This window comes from Ureibacillus chungkukjangi (assembly GCF_044795995.1).
In the GTDB taxonomy this organism is placed as follows: domain Bacteria; phylum Bacillota; class Bacilli; order Bacillales_A; family Planococcaceae; genus Ureibacillus; species Ureibacillus chungkukjangi.
Genome location: NZ_CP085009.1, coordinates 3,648,745 through 3,668,687 on the forward strand (window position 1 = coordinate 3,648,745; position 19,943 = coordinate 3,668,687).

At 36.1% G+C, this 19,943-nt stretch carries 21 protein-coding genes and 1 pseudogene; 5 read left to right on the forward strand and 17 right to left on the reverse strand.

From position 1 onward, the window contains the following. Window positions 1-116: 116 nt before the first annotated feature. The 10 genes and pseudogenes from LG296_RS17995 to LG296_RS18040 all read right to left on the reverse strand — a co-directional run bounded on the left by LG296_RS17995 (window position 117) and on the right by LG296_RS18040 (window position 9,741). A complete protein-coding gene (locus LG296_RS17995; RefSeq protein ID WP_107934709.1) occupies window positions 117-1,322 on the reverse strand; it encodes a Ger(x)C family spore germination protein in 1,206 nt (401 codons plus the stop codon). Further along, on the reverse strand, window positions 1,319-1,966 hold the full coding sequence (locus tag LG296_RS18000) for a GerAB/ArcD/ProY family transporter (protein ID WP_235867610.1): 648 nt from the start codon (window positions 1,964-1,966) through the stop codon (window positions 1,319-1,321). The genes LG296_RS17995 and LG296_RS18000 overlap by 4 nt, the downstream gene beginning before the upstream one ends. Then, complete coding sequence (locus tag LG296_RS18005; RefSeq protein WP_235867611.1) at window positions 1,963-2,418, reverse strand: GerAB/ArcD/ProY family transporter; 456 nt, start codon at window positions 2,416-2,418, stop codon at window positions 1,963-1,965. Before LG296_RS18005 ends, LG296_RS18000 begins: the two co-directional genes overlap by 4 nt. After that, a pseudogene (locus LG296_RS18010) lies at window positions 2,408-4,024 on the reverse strand (spore germination protein). Before LG296_RS18010 ends, LG296_RS18005 begins: the two are co-directional and overlap by 11 nt. A gap of 129 nt (window positions 4,025-4,153) precedes the next feature. Continuing rightward, a complete protein-coding gene (abc-f, locus tag LG296_RS18015; protein ID WP_107934708.1) occupies window positions 4,154-5,797 on the reverse strand; it encodes a ribosomal protection-like ABC-F family protein in 1,644 nt (547 codons plus the stop codon). A 359-nt stretch (window positions 5,798-6,156) separates the two neighbouring features. Beyond that, on the reverse strand, window positions 6,157-6,603 hold the full coding sequence (locus LG296_RS18020; protein ID WP_107934707.1) for a VOC family protein: 447 nt from the start codon (window positions 6,601-6,603) through the stop codon (window positions 6,157-6,159). Between the two features lie 10 nt (window positions 6,604-6,613). Next, a complete protein-coding gene (locus tag LG296_RS18025) occupies window positions 6,614-7,036 on the reverse strand; it encodes a VOC family protein (protein ID WP_107934706.1) in 423 nt (140 codons plus the stop codon). A 131-nt stretch (window positions 7,037-7,167) separates the two neighbouring features. Then, the gene (locus LG296_RS18030) at window positions 7,168-7,647 is read right to left on the reverse strand and encodes a DinB family protein (protein WP_107934705.1); all 480 of its coding nucleotides are present in this window, start codon (window positions 7,645-7,647) and stop codon (window positions 7,168-7,170) included. Between the two features lie 113 nt (window positions 7,648-7,760). After that, a complete protein-coding gene (locus tag LG296_RS18035; protein WP_107934704.1) occupies window positions 7,761-9,017 on the reverse strand; it encodes a cytochrome P450 in 1,257 nt (418 codons plus the stop codon). Between the two features lie 163 nt (window positions 9,018-9,180). After that, complete coding sequence (locus tag LG296_RS18040) at window positions 9,181-9,741, reverse strand: hypothetical protein (protein WP_107934703.1); 561 nt, start codon at window positions 9,739-9,741, stop codon at window positions 9,181-9,183. Between the two features lie 312 nt (window positions 9,742-10,053). Here LG296_RS18040 and LG296_RS18045 point away from each other — a divergent pair, with 312 nt between their 5' ends. Beyond that, window positions 10,054-10,428 (forward strand): hypothetical protein, encoded by a 375-nt coding sequence (locus LG296_RS18045; protein WP_107934702.1) that lies wholly within the window; start codon window positions 10,054-10,056, stop codon window positions 10,426-10,428. A 47-nt stretch (window positions 10,429-10,475) separates the two neighbouring features. On the opposite strand, the gene LG296_RS18050 is transcribed toward LG296_RS18045, so the two are convergent. Both LG296_RS18050 and LG296_RS18055 read right to left on the reverse strand, forming a co-directional pair. Further along, window positions 10,476-12,041 (reverse strand): BCCT family transporter, encoded by a 1,566-nt coding sequence (locus LG296_RS18050; RefSeq protein WP_235867612.1) that lies wholly within the window; start codon window positions 12,039-12,041, stop codon window positions 10,476-10,478. Between the two features lie 146 nt (window positions 12,042-12,187). Beyond that, window positions 12,188-12,343 carry a YpzG family protein gene (locus LG296_RS18055; RefSeq protein ID WP_107934700.1) on the reverse strand — a complete coding sequence of 52 codons (156 nt, stop codon included), beginning with the start codon at window positions 12,341-12,343 and terminating at the stop codon, window positions 12,188-12,190. A gap of 433 nt (window positions 12,344-12,776) precedes the next feature. Between LG296_RS18055 and LG296_RS18060 the strand changes: the two genes are divergently transcribed. The 4 genes from LG296_RS18060 to LG296_RS18075 all read left to right on the forward strand — a co-directional run bounded on the left by LG296_RS18060 (window position 12,777) and on the right by LG296_RS18075 (window position 15,138). Continuing rightward, window positions 12,777-13,079: a YunC family protein gene (locus LG296_RS18060; protein WP_107934699.1), complete on the forward strand. Its 303-nt coding sequence runs from the start codon at window positions 12,777-12,779 to the stop codon at window positions 13,077-13,079. A 151-nt stretch (window positions 13,080-13,230) separates the two neighbouring features. Beyond that, window positions 13,231-14,352, forward strand: a complete 1,122-nt coding sequence (locus LG296_RS18065) for an alpha/beta hydrolase (protein ID WP_107934698.1) — start codon at window positions 13,231-13,233, stop codon at window positions 14,350-14,352. 154 nt (window positions 14,353-14,506) lie between these two features. Next, on the forward strand, window positions 14,507-14,734 hold the full coding sequence (locus LG296_RS18070) for a phosphate-starvation-inducible protein PsiE (RefSeq protein WP_107934697.1): 228 nt from the start codon (window positions 14,507-14,509) through the stop codon (window positions 14,732-14,734). Window positions 14,735-14,865: 131 nt separating this feature from the next. Next, a complete protein-coding gene (locus LG296_RS18075) occupies window positions 14,866-15,138 on the forward strand; it encodes a YqhV family protein (RefSeq protein ID WP_235867613.1) in 273 nt (90 codons plus the stop codon). A 13-nt stretch (window positions 15,139-15,151) separates the two neighbouring features. Here the strand turns inward: LG296_RS18075 and corA are convergent, their stop codons facing one another. The 5 genes from corA to LG296_RS18100 form a co-directional block, all read right to left on the reverse strand. Then, on the reverse strand, window positions 15,152-16,114 hold the full coding sequence (gene corA / locus LG296_RS18080) for a magnesium/cobalt transporter CorA (RefSeq protein ID WP_107934696.1): 963 nt from the start codon (window positions 16,112-16,114) through the stop codon (window positions 15,152-15,154). A 231-nt stretch (window positions 16,115-16,345) separates the two neighbouring features. Then, complete coding sequence (locus LG296_RS18085) at window positions 16,346-17,035, reverse strand: ABC transporter permease (RefSeq protein ID WP_107934695.1); 690 nt, start codon at window positions 17,033-17,035, stop codon at window positions 16,346-16,348. Then, window positions 17,035-17,949 (reverse strand): osmoprotectant ABC transporter substrate-binding protein, encoded by a 915-nt coding sequence (locus LG296_RS18090; RefSeq protein ID WP_107934694.1) that lies wholly within the window; start codon window positions 17,947-17,949, stop codon window positions 17,035-17,037. The genes LG296_RS18085 and LG296_RS18090 overlap by 1 nt, the downstream gene beginning before the upstream one ends. Further along, window positions 17,946-18,593: an ABC transporter permease gene (locus LG296_RS18095; protein ID WP_107934693.1), complete on the reverse strand. Its 648-nt coding sequence runs from the start codon at window positions 18,591-18,593 to the stop codon at window positions 17,946-17,948. The genes LG296_RS18090 and LG296_RS18095 overlap by 4 nt, the downstream gene beginning before the upstream one ends. Further along, a complete protein-coding gene (locus LG296_RS18100; RefSeq protein WP_107934692.1) occupies window positions 18,590-19,771 on the reverse strand; it encodes a betaine/proline/choline family ABC transporter ATP-binding protein in 1,182 nt (393 codons plus the stop codon). Before LG296_RS18100 ends, LG296_RS18095 begins: the two co-directional genes overlap by 4 nt. Window positions 19,772-19,943 lie beyond the last annotated feature (172 nt).

Consider the following 19,943-nt stretch of genomic DNA (forward strand, 5'->3'; position numbering starts at 1 on the left):
CCTTTATTAACCATTTGTAAATGCCCATGAACAGAGGTAAATTTTCCATACTTTTGACATAGAAAAAGTCCCAAAAGCTTGTTAAATATAACTTTTAAGACTCTTTTATATACATCTTATTTCCAATCCATTCCTGTACGTTCAATTTTAAAATCTACTTTAACCTGGATATCCATTTCCTTGTAAATTTCTCTCCAACGTTCTTCTGTTTCAACTTCCTGATGCCAATATTTAGAATGGAAGGCTCTAACCCTTGCCCCGATGCCAAGTAAATCTGCACCTTTTTCCTGCCAACTTTTTATCTCCTCATTGAAAACTTGATTCGCTAAATCATTCACTTTCAGTTCTACTTCTTCTAACTTTTTCAAGCCTAAGTCATTCGCTTTTGTTTCTTCCTCTATCTGCGCTTCGATTTCAACATTAATAACAGCATTAGGTTTTCCATCTTCAATAGTAATGTTGATTTTAGAATCTCTTCGTAATGATTCTACAAGATAGACACCACCATCATCTGTTGATACAGCAACTGTATATCCCCCAGGATTCCTTTCTCTCATCGCTAGGTATCCACCCAATTCTATTGGAGACATTTTGCTAACCATGTTATCGTCTATAAAGTAGGCAACCCCAGTTACCATAATACGATCCCGTTCTATCACTTTTATTAGCGGGAGATTGCCATCTATACCCATATCATCCAAATCCACCCAAAACTTCCCCAAATAACCTTTGGGCAACTTCCCAAAACGCATGGCATTATCTAATGTTTGGCTTAAATAAAGTGCTGGAACAGTTTGCATTGGCGGTGCCGTTTGGAGTACCTTTGATGCCTTTTGTTCAGTAATTGCCATCCATGCCGTTCTTCTAACTTCGTAATCCCTTCTTAAAAAGTCATTAATATCTTCGAGACCGTCCTTCGCTATTTCACTATTTACAATTACAATTTGAAGATGTCCTAAGTAGAGTTTTTCTGCTAACTGCTGTTGCAGATTCAGTAGCGCATCTTTCATGGTATACCCTACTGTTTCCAATACCCAAGATGTCTCCCCTGATCCTCCACTACTATCACCTTCTGGGCCTAATTTAATTTTTCCAGGTACCGCCAATTGTGCAGTTATTTTATATAATTTCTTATTATTCCCTGGAAATTTATCTTTTTGATGCGAGACCTCTGGAATTGTAAAATCTTCAGTTGATTCATCTGCATAATCTATTGCAATGCCCAATATATTGGCACGCTCTTCTAGTTCATAACGGTCCCAGCATGCTGTTAAAAAAAGTAAGGTCATTATCATAAGGGTAAGTAGAAATAGTTTCTTCATGTTGCACTCCCTTTTTTACGCCTGATTTTTGCAATTACCAGCAACAATATGGGATAAACAATAACAAGAAAGATATCGATAAAAGCTGTATTTTTAATATAACGATACAACTCATACGTATCTTGGGGAATTAGAGCGATTAACATAGCAATCGGTATCCCTATAAATGAAATGCGCTGAAACTTTTTAGTCTTAAAAAGCTCAGCCATGCCCCGTACAAACATAAAATAATAAGAAAGCACTGTAGTAAAAACTGCAAATATCCAAGCAATAAGAAATATCGCATCCACTCTGGAGAGAAGCTCACTTGGTACATGAACCATTCGTGCTAAAACCAATGTTGGCCAATACATATCAAGAATTTTTATTTCTCCAAAAACAGCTAAACAAATAGTAACCGTACTAAAAACAAACATACTAGCAACCAAAAATCCCCATATACTACTTCTCACAACGCTTTTCGCATTTTTCATATAAGGAATTATCATCGAGATGATAATATAATTTGTAATCCCCTGACAGATTATCTTTGCCCCTTCATAAAACTCTTTCCCTGATACATCATGGCCAACAATCGGAAATACATGGTACATTTCTGCATCCGCAAAGGATGGTCCAATCACGATGAATAACGGAATAATCATAAATGGAAGATAAAAAAATGAATATATGCAAAAGTGGATACATTACTAAAATTTATAGATGCACAAATCACAATCATTAAGAATATGGAAACATAGATTGGTGTATTGGGAAGAAGTGCTCCTGCTAGCACTTCAGCAAATTGCCTTGCTTCCAAACCAAATAAAACAAGAGTTATTACCATAAAAATTATATTGAATATATTTCCGAAGACTTTTCCCAAAATGGTTTTATTGTAGCCAATTAACGTTTCTTTAGGGAATCTTTTACCTAATAATGCAAAAGCCATCATTCCCAAAAATGAAATGAAAAGACCCATTAAAGTAGCGAGTGGAGCAGCAACCCCTACAAACTCTGTTACCATCTTAGGCAGGATTAATAAAGATACACCAAGCATCGTACTAATGAGGATTACTGCTAATTGAATTGAGGAAATAGAATCACTATGTTTCATCACGATTTCCTCCATCCTCTTCCAAGAAATTATAGGTCGTTTTATCTTTGACCCGCTTCCCTACTCTCTTCGTATCTTTTGGCTTAATACTATCCGAGCGATTTTTTAACCAATTAAAAGGCGAACGTATCACGGAATCTCTTAAGGCATGCGCATTTCCTGGAGAAAACGGGTACATATAAGGCACTCCAAAAGAACGCAACCCAATCATATGGTTCAGAATAATAATTATTCCTACAGCCATTCCTAATAATCCCAAAGTACCTGCTAAAATAATCAGTATAAAGCGTAGCATTCTGAATGCCGTTGCCGCATTGTAAGAAGGTGTTGCAAAGGATCCAATTGTTGACATTGCAATGATTACCACCGTAATCGGACTTACAAAACCAGCTTGTACAGCCGCTTGTCCCACTACTAACACACCAACAATAGATAAAGCACCACCAACTTGCTGTGGCATTCTGACGGTCGCCTCTCTCAAGATTTCCATCGCTATCTCCATTATTAAAACTTCTATAAAAACAGGAAACGGTACGCCCTGTCTACCACTTGATGCGGCCACAACAAATTTGGCTGGTATTAATTCAGGATGGAACGAAAGGACTGTCACGTAAAAAGATGAAAAGAGTAGTGAAAATACCAGTGCAATAATCCTAATTAATCTAATAATAGAGGCGATTATCCAACGATCATTGTAATCTTCACTTGTTTGATAAAATTGATTAAATGTTGCTGGTGCTATTAAGGCAAAAGGGCTTCCTTCTACTAAAATTGCTACTCTCCCCTCTAATATATTTCCTATTACTTTATCTGGCCGTTCTGTATTTTGAATTTGAGGAAAGGGAGACCAAGGATTTTCTTGTATAAACTGCTCAATTTAGCCAGCATCTAAAATGCCATCCATTTTAATAGCATCGATTCGCTTCTTAACTTCTACAAGTAAGTTTTCGTTTACTATATCCTCCATATAACAAACGACCACTTTCGTCCTCGTTCTTGTTCCAACCTCTGTGGATTCTATTCGAAATTCCGGAACAGGTAGCCGATATCTTAGTAATGCTACATTTGTACCGATTTGTTCAATGAACCCATCTCTAGCTCCGCGAACCACTCGTTCTGTTTCAGGCTGTTCAATTGCACGTTTTTCAGGTTTCTTTGCATCTAATTCAAGACTTTTTTCAATTCCGTCTACGAAAATGACTGCTTTGCCTAAAGTAAGTGATTGAATTAATTCCGCACTATCAGTAATTGTTTTCACATCTGAATAATAGAGAACATTGTTTAAAATATAATCAATTTCATTCATCGATTGATCAATTGGGTAGTTACTTTCTTGCAAAGGCTTCACTATATCTCTTTCGATGTCTTCTTTTCCAACTAATGTCTTCAAACATAGAAGTGCTGCCGGCTGTGTACCAAAAAGAGCAAATCGCCGAATAAGAAAATCAATATCATTTTTAAAAATCTTATTAAACCCTTCAATGTTCTCTTCTAAATCAGACGAAACCCTCTCTCCCTCTTTGTCTTTTAAGATTTCGCTATCTGGTATTGTTACTGTTTCTGTTGGTTGTTCACTTTTCGTTCTCTTTTTAAAGAACGGTGACATCGAATCACCTTCTTCCTATAATTTTAGGCAATCGTAAAGTTAGTATGTGATGCTCAAGAATTGCCATACATAATTTTTACAACATAAAAACCCTAAAGAATCTTTACAGAATCCTTTAGGGCTCATTTCTCACATATTTTTCTTTAACTGATTAATTTGCTTTGTTATTTCACTAAATTTGGCGTCAAGCTCGGGGTATTGTGAATCTTTAACAGTCATAAAGCTTAGTTTTCCTAAAACCTCCTGTCTCTCTGTTTCTAGCTTTAATAGTGCCTCTTTTTGTGTATCCTTTTGAGCTGGCATTTCTTTTAACTGTTTATGAATGCTCTTATTTTTTATCTCCAAGCTACTATTCGTTGTTTTTTCGAGGAAATAGCGATCATGGGAAACGATGAGTAACGTTCCATTGTAGGTTGATAAAGTCTCTTCTAGCTGTTCACGTGAAGGCAGGTCTAAATGATTCGTTGGTTCATCTAACATTAGCACGTCCTTCTCTTCTAGAATGTAAACCATTAGCTTACACTTCACTCTTTCTCCCATGCTCATATTCCCTATCGGTTCTTTCCAGGCAGCAGTTGAAAAACCTAAGTGCTTCATTAGATTTTGTACTTTTCCACGCTCCTCAAAGGTTTCTCTATAAAACAGCTCTTCTGGCGTTTTTAAAAGTGGTAGATCAAACACTTCTTGTGTTAAATATCCGATTTTAGCTGCTGGAGAAATCCAAACTTCGCCGGCATCTGCCATTACTTCACCCATTACAATTTTTAAAAAAGTAGTTTTCCCACTACCATTTGGTCCAACTAATGCAAGCTTTTCACCATGCTGAATGGTAAAGCTAACGTCTTTAAATAGTACACGCTTGTTTAACGATTTTTGCAGGGTTTTCACCTCTAAAAATCGTTTCCCTCGTTTGTCATTTGCTTTAAGAGTAAACTGCACCTCATATTCTGGTTTTACTTGTTCTACCTTTGACTTCTCTAATTCTTTTTCAAGGCGTTTTCTTTTTGACTTTATTTGGGCATCTGTACGTTTCGCTTTTACGCGATGGTACTCTTTCATTCCTTCTTGTTTCGTTGAATCTGCATGAGCTTTTTGAGACCATGAAGTCAACTCTTTTAATTGTCCTTCAATGGTTTGAATCATTTGCTGCTGTTTTTCATAATCCCTCTTCTGCGTCAACCGTCTTTGCTCTCTCGCTTTCATGTAGCTCGTATAATTTCCTTTGTGCTCTATTAATTGCTGGTCTTCTAATGACCAAATTTTCGTGACTACTTTGTCTAAGAAATAGCGATCATGGGATATGAGAATGATTGTTCCTTTGTATTGTTTAATATGCTCTATCAAAATTTCAGTTGATTGTTCATCTAGATGATTCGTCGGTTCATCTAATAGTAAAAGCTGTGCATTTCTTGAGAAGCCCTTTGCTAGTCTTACCTTAAGCTTCTCTCCACCACTAAGCTTACTATAGCTATTGGTAAGCACGTTCCACTTAGCTAACATTTGTGCTTCTTTTGTTCCGGTATGCTCGCTTGCAAAATCTTCTGTTTCCTGTTCGACCATTTCGACTGATACTTGTGGCTTAAGCCAATTTATCTTTCCATTAGACAATGAAAGATTTCCTGAAATTATCTGTAGCAGTGTTGTCTTACCCACCCCATTCTTACCTATAATCCCAATTACATCTCCATCATGGACTGTCCCGTTAACATTCTTAAAAATAATATTATCTAAAATTTCAAATGTAATGTCCTTTAGCTTTAGTAGCTCTTGCATTTATATACGCATCCCTTCGTTATAGGGAGAATTGATAATTTAAAAAAATAAAAATCCTCCCAAATTTCGTGGAAGGATTAGTCTCATTTTGACAGATAGAGAAGCTTCATGCTTTCCTATACATAAAGTGCAACTACTATATTAGTAAAAAACTCAGCTTTTACCAATATCAAAAAAGCTATTGAGAGCAATAGTAGTTGAACGTTCTTTGAAAAATGGGCAGACTAATCCTATTTTAGATTCTTGAATTTAAATTTCAAAAATAAAAATAAGATTATTTAATCATCGGCCACCCATCTTCCCTTCGTTGTAAGTTAATCTAAATTATAGCATAGCTATCGTTTTATGAAAAATTACTATTATGATTTCTTTATAATAAGCATTTCATTTTCATCAAATTCCCACATTTCGCCGTAAGCCACTTCCCAGTAGAAACCATTCGGATCCTGAAAATAGCCACTATATCCACCCCAAAACACTGTTTCTGGCTTTTTAACTATTTTAGCTCCTGCTTTTTCAGCCAAAGTGAATACTTCGTCGACCTCTTCCTTCGATTTCCCGTTGTAAGCTAAAGTAATCCCACTGAAGCCAGTACCTATTTCTGGTGGTTGCTGTTCACTTATATCCTTGGCTAATCTTTCAAGTGGGAATAAAGATATTTTTGTCCCGTTATTATTAAAGAATATTACATCTGGGTTTGATTCCTCCCCATACACAACTACCTCAAACCCTAAGCCATCCCTGTAAAATTGAAGAGATTCCTTCATATCTTTTACACCTAATGTTAGTAAATTTAGTCGATTCATCGTTATCCTCCTATACGTTCTTAGAAACTAGACGCTCTTTATACTTCGGACTTAGCTCACTCCATACATCGAATTTATTGTCATCTAAATCTTGAAATATAAAGTTCCTTCCCGCATGTCCACGATCCTCTATCTTACCCACTTTAATTTGTTTTCTATTGAACTCCTCATAAATTTGCTGCAGCTCTTCTATCCCGTCCACTTCAAAGGTTATTGAAAATCGTTCTTCACCATCACTATCTTTAAAGTTAGCACTTTCACTCGGTGGAGCCTGCACTAGAAAGAAGCTTTGATCAGCAAAGTTTAGAATTGCTTTGGTATTATCAATATAGGAAATTTCAGCTCCTAGCTTTTCCTTATACCACCTGGCTGATACTTCAACTTCCTTTACTGGTAAATAGATAGTCCCTACCCTTACTAGCCTTGAGTTCATTTTTCTATCCTCCTAATATTATTTACCCCCATTTGAAAAAGAACTATTTTTCGAATGGGGGCTATCATTTTATGTAGTTCTAGCTGCTAAAGTCTCTTTACTTAGATAAGTTTCTTCTATCTGCTTTTAGCTCATGTAACTTTCTTAGAACCCTCTAATATATTCTCAATTTGCTTGAAATGATGATGATCATGCTCAATCGAACCCTTTAAGTAGTCTGTCAATATTAAAGCCGTTGAACCAATGTTAACTTTCGTTTCCCATAAGTCATCTTCAATATTATTTACTGCAATGATTAGACTTCTTCTTACTTTAATGAATTTTGAAATGATTTCTTCCTTTGTCTTTGATTGACTTTCCAAGGAACACTGTTGATTTAATTCATCTACTTCTGGTCCTTCTGGAAGTGCCCTATTCTTAAATAAATAAGGTAGGCGACTATCTAAAATAAATTGGTCCCATGCTGGTAAATGACCAATAACTTCTGCGATTGTCCATTTCCCTTCTGCAATCGGGGTTCTCCACTGCTCCTCACTTAAATTATCCAAATTCCTTACCCACTCGACAGAATTCTCATAATGCATTAAGATTTCCTCTTTGTTTTGGTGCAAGAATTTCAGCTCCTATAGGTTTTCTTTTACTTTCTATTATTCGTGGAAGATTTAAAAAACTCCTTCCTTATTCGACATTTTTCAGTAAAAAGAAAAACAAAAGACCGAAATCACTAATGACTTCGGCTTCTTACAATATGCTCAAGGATAATCTTGCTTTTTGGTATGCTAGGGATATCATCAATTTCAAAGCTCAAATCCTGTTCAGGTAATGTGAATTCCATTCGGTTTACTAAGTAATCAAGGCTTACCTTCATTACATCAAGTGTAATTTGTTCCCCTGCACAGCGATGACCTAAATAGTAATCACCACCACCCTGTGGAATAAAGCCAAATGGACTTCCTGGCCAATGTGCAAATCGTTCAGGGTTAAATTTGTGTGGGTCTTCCCATTTCACTGGATCGTGATTTGTCCCATAAAGATCCAATAGTGTTAATGTGCCTTTTTTAAACTCATAGCTATTCCAAACAAAATCAGATTTAACTTTTGCCACTACAAACGGGAAGAATGGATAAAACCTTCTTACCTCTTGCACAAAAAGTTTGGAGTAGTCATTAAAGGATTGCAATTTCTCTTTTTCCTCTGGGAATTCGTGGAGTGCGAGAAGAGAAAAATTAATATAGATTGAAATAGCAACGATTGGTCTTAGCATATTGATGACTTCAACTGCAACCGTTTCAATATCTAAAAGATTTCCTTTTGTATCCTTATAAAATGCAAATTGATGTAGAACTGTATTCTGAGGAAACTTTATTTTTCCATCACGCGTATCTTGTATAAGCTGTTGAATCATTTTTTCTGCTTGGTTTCTATAGGTTCTTCCAGCCCAATGGTTTGGACCGATTGCTGCAGCTGTTTCAAACATGGAGGCGAGCTCTTTCGTCATTTTTTTAACATCATTTTCATGTATGGGATACCCTATCCATTTGAACGCTACATTACAAAGCAACTCTTTTACTTCTTCATAAAAGACGATGGATTTCATCTTGCTCCATTTAACAATAGATTGCTCCCATTGCATCTCTGTTAGCTCAAGTAAATGATTCAAATGCTCTTCAGTCATTACCGACATCAGCATTTTTTTACGGTTTTGGTGTTCCTCATCATCTAAGGTTTGCACAGCATTCTTTCCAAATAAGGTTTGGACTACTCGATTAGGGGCAGCATCTTTCCTTTGAAATTTTTGCGGGTCGTAAAAAATTTGTGCAGCCTCTTCTCCGATCATACAAATCGCTTTTCTTCCTAAAAGCCTTGTCTCAAATACATTAGAACTAAGCTTTTCACTTCTATTTAGGATGAAGTGATATCCTTCTTTTAAAAGCGCAATACTATGATCGATTCCTTCATCTTTTGGCATTTGATTTTCCATATTTGTCACCTCTTTTTCCGTTCGCTTCTTTTAGTCTTTGTAAACCATTATTGTTTATACTTACCCTCACACAATATTAGAAAACATGACTTATCGCCAAGCCTTTTTTATCTACTAAAAAACACCAAAATGCTTCTGATACAGCAATTTGGTGTTAGCGAAATTAATAAATAATAGGATAAACCTGATTTGAAGCATCATTTTCAAGCAGGTCTGCTAATTGTCCTTCAAATTCTAATCGAAGGTTCTTCATATTTCGCAAATCATTTGGTGACACAAGGGAAATGGGCTTATGGATTTGACTAATTCCGCCTTCATTTAAAACCTGAGCAACAAATTCTGAGCAAAAGAAAGCATGTTTTCTTTGATACGGTTTATTGATTATAAAAGTAATAAGTCCTATAAGATTATAACGATAAAGATGTTTTTCCATCTCAATTTTATAGATAAAAGATTTCATTCTATTAATTTGAATTTCCGATACGTCAAAACTATAAATAGCACATCTCGCATTTTTAAATAATCCTTGTCTTACATCCTCATTTACAAATCCACCAATAAAAGGATTCCGAGGTCTTTTACGTCCAAAACTGTAGACTTCGTTGAAATTTTCATCAAATACAATCGATGCATGGTTATAAGGCTTTTTTGTATATAGCTTAACCATCCTTGTAAACATCGTACCTGTATCAGTCAGTAATAAATATACCTTCTTCCTTTCCATCCTATTACCCCTTCGTTTATATCTCACTATTAATAATAGAATACCGACTTTGTTCTGTTAACCGACTGAGGAAATAGTTAAGTATAAGACCTAAGACGTAGTTTCACTGTTTTCATTGATAAGAGTCCTATAATAACCGTGCATAAAAGCTAAACAATAGCATAGTTGTTTTTATGAAAAGAGTTCTGATAATAGAACCCTTTTAAAAGAAATTTTTAATCCAAAAACATATCTGCTGATTCAGAACTTTAGTTACTATATAATATCTTAAGACTAATTATATTTACCTTTTATTTTTAAGGAGAAGACTATATGAAAATAGACCGAGAAGTCCAATTGTTAGAACGAGCAATTTCACAAAGCGATTATCCACAAGCTCGCAAAATTATCGAACTACATATCGATAAATTTAAAAAACAGTTTGTCCGTTCAACATTAAGTATGGAAGCACTAGCCTTGGTAAATGTTGTTTTGAATTTTCATGGCGATGCGGATAACAAAGATGTGTACTCAAGAGAAACACTGCTGATCATTCAGCATATCAATAAGCTTGCAAGAGATTTTAGATTTGCTGAGATAAAACGCTTCTCTTTTTTACAGAAGGAGTTATTATCAAATCCTAAAATTTATGATGCTTTAAGTTCAGATGCTAAGGCATTAATCGCCCCTCCTACTAAAGAAAGCTAAAAAAATAATCCCGGAGCATATATCTCCGGGACATAATTCTATATTTATTACTTACGGAATTTCTGCTGTTCGTTCTCGCGCTCAATATGTTCGCGCATTTTCTTTAATCGTTTAATTTCGTGTTTTTTAATCGGGATCATTTCCTTGCTTAGCATTTTCCATAGGGTGATACCAAGTAATAAAATGATAAAGATAAATGGCAAAGCAGCTATCAAGGAAGCTGTTTGCAGGGCATCTAATCCACCCGCATATAGTAAAACACCAGAAATTGCCGCCATTAATACTCCCCATGTTAATTTCGTAATAACTGCCGGATTAATAGCACCATTCGAGGTCATGCTAGCCATGATAAAAGTTGCTGAATCGGCTGATGTTATTAGGAATGTGAAAATAAGAATGATTCCAATAACAGATGCAATCATCGATAAGGGTAGATTATTTAAGGTTTGAAATAGAGCAACAGTAACATCTTCATTTACCAATGTCGCAATACCCGTATTTTCATGTAAATCGTACCACAGCGCTGTCCCACCAAATGTTGCAATCCAAAAACAAGAAATTACTGGAGGTACAATTAGTACACCGAATATAAATTCTCGTATTGTTCTCCCTCTTGAAACCCTCGCAATAAAGGCTCCCACGAACGGTGACCAAGAAATAGCCCAAGCCCAATAAAACACTGTCCAATCCTTAACCCAAGTATCCTCTTTATAAGGCTGCAGGCGCAAACTGTATTCAACGAAATGCGATATATAATCTCCTACCGCTAACGTAAAGGTTTCCATGATAAACACTGTTGGTCCCATAATAAATACAAAGGCGAGTAAAAGTATGGCTAATCCCATATTGACGTTACTTAAAATTTTAATACCCTTTTGTAAACCAGTTGTGGAGGATAGCATATAGCCAATAAACATCAGCCCAATGATTCCGACCTGTACTAAAAAATTAATAGGCACACCAAATACCGCATTCAACCCACCATTCGTCTGTAAAACCCCTAATCCTATAGAGGTTGCTACTCCCATAACTGTTGCTATTACTGCAAAAATATCGATAAGATTCTTTATCCCCTTTTTTGAGCCTACTATCGGCTCTAAAGACGTCGAGATAAGCAAATCCTTCTTTCTGTTAAATTGCATATAGCACATGATAAGTCCCATCAATGCATAAACAGACCATTGACTGATCCCCCAGTGGAAGAACGAATAGCCCATAGCAAGTCTTGCTGCATCTGTTGTTAAAGGCTCCACATTATCATTTGGTGTCGTGAAAAAGTGACTCATTGGTTCAGCTACTCCCCAAAAGACTAGCCCTACTCCTAGACCTGCTGAAAACAGCATTGAAATCCAAGTCATATAGGAGAAATCAGGCTTTGCATCGTTTCCCCCTAGACGGATTGATCCAAATCTACTGATTGCTAGGAATAGTAAGAAGAGAATAATGACAAAAACTGCCAGTAAATAGAACCATGAGAAATTACGTGTTGTCATATCAAATATATTACTAGCAACTTCACCAAAACGGACTGGAAACAACGCACCTAAAATAACTAATAATAAAATAACTAAGGCGGCGATAGTAAATACAGGATTTTTTATAATTTCCTTCACAAAAAAACAACTCCTCATAACGGATAACTTAACTTATATTCCCCTATTGCTTCAGAAGTAAACATTATAAATAGCACATTAATATCGAGGATTTTTAGATATATGTAGATAAATGAAAAAACCCGGAATAATCCGGGCTTTCGATTTTACGTAAATCTGCTAACTTTCGCCGCCGTTCTCAATAATTGGTTATGAAGAGATATCTTCGTTTCACCATTCATCTGAGATTTATGAAACTTCGGCTTTTCCCAGTTACGGTGATTCTTTGAAGAATTAGGATCTAAAATGCCCTTTTTTCCCATCGGTCACACCCCTGTTTTAAGATAGTAGATTTCTAACGTGAAATCAAAATTAGTATGATGCAGTCACCGTAAATCATGCGTTATTTTTATTTTTTCATGGGAACTATTTATTTTAATAAAAGAAAAAACCCGGAATATAAATTCCGGGCATGTTCACAAAACTTCCATGATGCATAAAACTAAAAAAGCCTTTACGCTAAATTAGCTTTAGTGTTCTAGAGACATTTGGACTTGCATCCTAATGCTGCAACGGTAACACCCCTGTTCATCATGTTTTATATCTTTGTGAAGCTGTAATTAGTATGGAATGTTTTTTATTTTTTATTCCTCTAAAAAAATAATACTTCTTTGCCCACTTTCTTTAGAAAATCTCAATCGTAGGGGAACACTTTTTTCCCCCTTCCATATTTTATAAAGGAAAGGGGCGATAAATATGGTTTCGATAGAACCACTTGAAATAGACGGACACATGTTTACTGCTGTTACTGTACGGTTACCAAAAACGACACTTTTAACTGTTTCAAACGAAAACGGCTACATTATGTGCGGGGCATTGGATGTTGGTTTGCTAAATAGCAAGCTGGCCGATCGTAAAATTATTGCTGGTCGTGCTGTCGGAGTAAAAACAATCGATGAGTTATTAAAAGCGCCACTAGAGTCCGTTACTCATGAAGCAGAAAAATTAGGTATTGTAAAAGGTACAGTCGGTGAAGACGCATTAAAAATGATGATTTAACAAAAAGACCTGAGAAAATTATATTCTCGGGTCTTTTTCGTTCTTCATATTGAAAAAAATAAGCTATAACAAGATATTTCTCACCGTATAGCCAAAATTTTAACGGTTAAAATAAATCCAATCTCAAAATTAGGTTAACAGGGGTGAAACTATGAAAAAATTTCCTAAAATCATAATTAGTTTCATACTTTTTTTTAGTTTAGGAAGTACCGTTCTAATTCTTGCACAAGAAAATCAAGAAACCGACGCCGTTGAATCCAAATCCCCCAATGTAGATATAACCATTACAGGTGAGGCAGATGAACAGCTCCTCGATCAACTTACTACAAATTTAAAAGCTGAAAGCGAAGAGGAAATCGATGCAGAGGAATCCATTAGAGGGTCAAATCAATACATCGATATGGACCAATTTAGAAAAAGATATCTTGACATTCCTTATACTGAATCAGATAACGACAGACAACAATTAGACATTGTATTTCCGCCATTCGGGAATCCGCCTTATAAAGTAATCGTGGCACTTCATGGAGGTGGATGGTCAAGCGGAGACCGTAAATCCGCATCTCTTAGGAATATTCAAATGGCTGCACAACAAGGTTATGTAGTAGTAAATGTTGGTTATCGTCTATCAGACCAAGCAAAATGGCCAGCTCAGCTTTATGATGTAAAAGCTGCCATCCGATATATACGGGCCAATGCAAAGCAATATCGATTTGACACACGGAATATCGTCGTATGGGGGAATTCAGCCGGAGGACATTTGGCGAGTATGCTCGCTGCAACCAATGGGATGGAAGAGATGGAGGATCTTTCAATGGGCAATCCTAAAGCTTCCTCTGAGGTACAAGGAGTTGTATCCTGGTACGGAATTTCAGACATTACAACCCTTCCAGATGCCAGTATCAATATTGCAAACAGGCTTATGGGGTTCAATGTTCGAGAAAAAACAGATGAAGCAAAGGTTGCTAGCCCTATTTATCATGTAACAAAGGACTTCCCGCCAATATATATGATACATGGCACAAACGACCGAATCGTCCCCTTCGAGCAATCTGTTGACTTCGCAAAGAAAATCAATCAAGTAACCGAAAAAAAACAAGCATCGTTAAAACTTCACATTAATGCAACACACGGAGATAATGATATAAGAAATGTAACCAATGTGGATGAAACCATGAACTTTATCGATAAAATTATGTATCCAGAACGAAAAAACCCTTACCGTACAAGAAAGTATAACGAAATCAAAACATCCTCCGAAAAAGCTTCTTAATTAAATAGAGACGTTCTTATGAATTGACGTCTCTATTTTTATTTCTTAAAACTCACTATATCCTTTTTATCTCCATGTCCAACATTTATAATTCATCAATAATGTGTTAAAATCAAATCGATAAAGCGAAACCACATTAGGGGGAGAATATTCAATGGGTAACTCAGTTATAAAACCAAATGCTAAAATTAGTCCAGAACGCGAAAGTGAAGCATTGGCTATTCGTAATAACTTAATTATTGAACTATTAGTTAGTGTATTAGATGAACAATTAGTTATCGAACGTCATATTTTACGTGAACGTTTAGCAAACCTTATCGAACTTGCTAAATATGATGAAGAGCTTACAGAAACTCTTCACGCTACAATTAATAAATTATAATTCCCACATATAAAAGAGTCGCTTATTTAAAAGGAGCGACTCTTTTATATGTTCTTAGCTCTATATTTTAAAATAAATTAACAAATATTCACTTCCGGACAAGCATAGACTTTCCTTATCAAAGCGAAAGGATGGTGTATGTGGCGTCTGCATTACTTTATATGGTATTGATTCGCGTAATATCTGGAAGTTTAGAGCTTACAGTTGCTGGACTAATGTATAAAACTCATGATTTGGAAAAAGCTTTAGCACTAAATTCCATGCTGGCTTTAGTGGGACCCTGCGTTCTAATTCTTACGACTGGACTAGGCGTTGCTGGATTAGGAGATAAGATTTCTTTCCCTAAAATCATTTGCATATTTAGCGGTGTTTTGTTAATTTTACTGAGCTTAAAAATGAAATAATTTAATTATCCCCTTATTTAAACCAGCCTTTTTTTCTAAACCAAAGTAACATAGCAGCACCGATTAACAGCATTAAGAATAGTGAAAATATATACCCATATCTCCACGACAGCTCCGGCATATTCTCAAAGTTCATTCCATAAATACCCGCTATAAAGGTCAATGGTGCAAATATAGATGTAATAATGGTAAGTAGCTTCATGACATTATTGGTTTGATGAGAGTTTAATGATAAATAACTATCCCGAATATCGGCCGTGACTTCTCGGTTTGACATAACCATTTCCGAAAGCTTAAGTAGATGATCGTATATATCGGAAAAGTATTCTCTTCTTTCCCCAATCCGATTAACATTTAAATGATGAGAATTTAATATCCGGTAAAGTAAATCCCGCATTGGATTCACGGAATGCAATAGATTTAATAGCATATTTCTTGTTTCAAACAGCTCATCCATGAGATGATTCATTGATTTCTTGTTTGTATTCTCAATCATTTTTTCTAATTCATCTTCTATCTTATAAATAAGTGGGAAATAATTATCGACGAGTTTATCTAATATCTCATAAAAAATATAATACGGATCCCAGCCTGTTAAGGATTCTTGTGATAAAAACCTGCTCCATACTTTCGATACCTCTTCAGAAGGTACCTTATGAAAGGTAACGATACAGCTTTCACCAACAAAAAAATCTAATTCATCCTTGATAATACGCTCGTCTTGTTCTCTGAGAATGTGAGTTACATAAAATGTATAGCTTTTATAATAGTCTAATTTAGGACGCTGAAAATCATGTACACAGTCTTCAATGGCAAGTGGATGGAAGTGAAATGTTTCGGAAAGATGTTTTATTTCATCCTCTGTAGGCTCACTAAAGTCTACCCAAAACCATTTATAATCCGATAGAACCGCTTGATTAATGGCGATATTTTTTTCTAAATGATTGTCATTTGTAATGCCTATAAAATTTATCATTGGATTAAACCCTTTCAAAACATTCAATAGTAAAAGGATATTCCCTTTTTGACGAGAAAATAAACTTAAGAACTGGACATGTACTCTTTTGAACAAACAAGAAGGAGAAACTTTTATAAGTAATAGTATGTGACTGAGTGAAAGTGGTTAATCTTCATCGGATTAGAAAACTTAGCTTTAAGGTCTAAAAAATGCCTAGTCTCTATTTATATGAGACCAGGCATTTTTATATTAAACCGTTGCACTTATTCTCTTTTGCTGACGCTTCACCGGGTCTAATCTGCGTTCTATAATTCCAAGTATGATGTCAGACAAAATTGCCATTAAGGCTGTTGGCAAGGCACCCGCTAAAATAATGGCTGTACCGTCCGTTGCGTTTGTACCTCGGATAATAATATCCCCTAATCCACCAGCACCAATGAATGCACCGATTGCCGTAATACCTATGGCTACTACAAGCGCAATTCGAATACCTGTGATAATAACGGAGAGTGACAATGGCAATTCAACCATATAAAGCACCTGAATCTTAGTCATCCCCATACCACGCCCTGCATCTGTAACACTTTTATTAATGGTTGTAATACCGACATATGTGTTTTTAATGATAGGCAGTAATGAGTAAAAGAATACCGTCACGATAACAGTAGTTTTGCCTAGCCCCAGCACAAGCATTAAAATAGCCATTAAAGCTAGTGCCGGTATTGTTTGAATAATATTTGCTAAGGTGATGACCACATTAGAGAGCTTTCCATATTTTGAAATAAGGACTCCTAGTGGAATTCCTATAAGTGCAGCAAGTAATACACCATAAATAGAAATTAAAAAGTGATCTAAAAACTGATTAAATACATACCAGCCATTCTCCTGTATATAAAACAAAAATTGCTCTGTTGTAGACATCTGTGTCATATCCTGCATTACTCATCACCTCCTGAAAAGTAATCATGCTCATTCAAGAAGTCCTCTGCTACAACAGCTGGTTCGATTAAATTATTATCTGCTAGGAAGTTTAACTCCTGCATTGTTTTTGTTGAAATTTTTCCAACTAATCTTTCCATTGCAGCTTTGACTTCTGGATTTTTCTCAAGTAATTCATTATCTGCAAACGGACTCGCATCATATGGTGGGAAGAAGTTCAAATCATCCTCCAATACGACTAAATCATAGGAAGCGATACGGCCATCTGTTGTATAGCCTAATACAACATCCAATTCTCCAGAATCGACTGCATCGTAAACTAAACCAATCTGCATAGGGTAGGTACGAGAGAAATCGAATCCGTACTCTTCAACGAACCCCTTATAGCCATCCCCTTCACGATTCATCCATGAAGTATCTACTCCAGCTTCGAGTTCACCTGCTACAGAAGCTAAATCACTTACGGTTTTTAATTTGTATTTTTCTGCCGTTTCTTTCGTCACCATAAAGGCATAGGTATTTTCAAACCCATACGAATCAAAGAAGGTTTGGTTGTATTGGCTTGTAAATTCCTTTTGTACGTAAGCCAAGGCTTCATCTGCATCTTTAATAGGCTCTGCCTGTAATGCCCCAGTCAAATCTGTACCTGTATATCTGACTGCTGATACATTGGCATCCCTATTAACCATTGCCTGATGGACTACCGTACTCGTACCGAGATTATTTATAACCTCTGCTTCTTCCTCTGTATAATGCTCAATCATATACTTCAACATATAGGCCAATATCTGGCTCTCTGTTGTTACAACAGAAGCGATTTTAATTGTGCCATTGCTTTTATTTCCTGTTAGCGAGCAACCACCTATTACTAAAGACAAAATAATGACACCAACTAGTAGGAGTTTTATTCTCATGAAGCACGACTCCCTTCAATTCTTAAGCCCTTAGGTGTTACTACTTTTTCTAATTTTGATAATAGGAAGTCAGCTAGCAATGCTAAAAGAGTAACAATCACTGCTCCACCAATGATCAATTCGGCTTGATATAAATTTAAACCATTAAATATATAATCCCCTAGGCCACCTGCACCAATATAGGAAGCTAGCGTTGCCCATGAGATAACATACACTGCTGATAGTCGTATCCCAGACATAATGACAGGGATTGCTAACGGAAGCTCAACTAACAATACCGACTGCAATGTTGTCATCCCCATGGCAATTCCTGCACCCTTTGTATTTCCATTCACAGAGCGCATACCGATAAATGTGTTATTCAAGATTGGCAATAACGAATAAATACATAATGCCACAACTGCCGGCACCTTCCCCACGCCGAATAACGGAATCATTATAGCTAGTAGTGCAAGGGATGGGACAGTTTGCAAAACACTCGTGATGCTTAAAACGATTTTAGAGAGAAATTTTGATTTCGATAAAATAATTCCAACTGGAACTGCAATAATGACACCTAAGGCTAAAGCAATCATCGAAATATAAAAATGCTCCCATGTTTTCAATAAGATATCTGAGCTGTTTTCAGTGAAAAAGGAAATCATCCACTAATCAACTCCTTCAAGTCTTCCGAACCAATCTGACCTTCAACTGAGACTTCTTGCTCTTCATCTCCCCAGATTGTGTCATATACGATATCAACTATATTTGCACGAGTAACTAACCCGACCAAGCGGTGCTCCTCATCGACGACAGGGATATTTTTTAAGTTTCGCTTTAAAATTCTGCGAACAGAATCTTGTAATTTAGAACCAGTTTTTACGTAGAAGACTTCTTTTTCATAGCATTCTGAAACACTTTTTTTCGTCTTACGTGCACCGGTAAAGCTCTCTACATCTAAATATCCTTGTAGTCGATTGTCGCCATCAGTCACAAATAGCGTATCTACTCGTTTTTCCACCATTAAACGAATTGCTTCATCAAGACTTTTTTCGATTGTTATGGAGATAGGTTTGATCATTACTTCATCAACGGTTTTAACATTTGGTTTTTGTTGAATGAGGCGATGTGAACCGATAAATTCTTTTACAAAATCATTAGCTGGGGCTGCTAATATATTATCGGGGGTATCAAATTGAATCAATTTCCCTTCATGCATAATTGCAATTCGGTCTGCTAGTTTAATAGCTTCATCCATATCATGCGTAACGAAAATAATCGTCTTTTTCAGTCGCTGTTGAATATCCTTAATCAAATCTTGAAGTGTATCTCGGGTTATCGGGTCAAGTGCTCCAAATGGTTCATCCATTAAGATAATGTCTTGGTTTGCAGCAAGGGCACGCAATACACCTATACGCTGTTGCTGACCACCTGATAGTTGGGCTGGGTAATAATCTAAGTAGGATTGGGGTAAATTGACAAGTTCAATCAAACGGCGAGCCGTCTCATCCTTCTTCTCTTTTGACCATTTTAAAAGCTGTGGAACTAACGTGATATTATCCCGTATCGTCATATGTGGCATTAAACCAATTTGCTGAATTACGTAGCCAATACTTCTCCTTAAAGTAACGGCATTCATCTTGGTCAGATCTTTTCCGTTCAAGGTCATCTTCCCACTTGACGGTTCAACCATTCGGTTAAGCATCCTCAGTGCAGTCGTTTTACCACTTCCACTTGTACCGATAAAAGCAATAAACTCTCCCTCTTGGATATCAAGGTTTAACTTATCGACAGCAACCTTGCCACCTCGATATACCTTCGTTAAATTTTCAATTTTTAACATTCTCAATCACCTTCCTCACTATTAATGTTACACGGAATTCACAACAAAACAAAGAACTAGATTAATTGCAATATATAATTGTGACAAATTAACGAACTTTTTAGGTAATTTTTGTGACAATTTATCTACAAATATATTAGATTAAACAACCTCTCAATCTACTGATACAAAG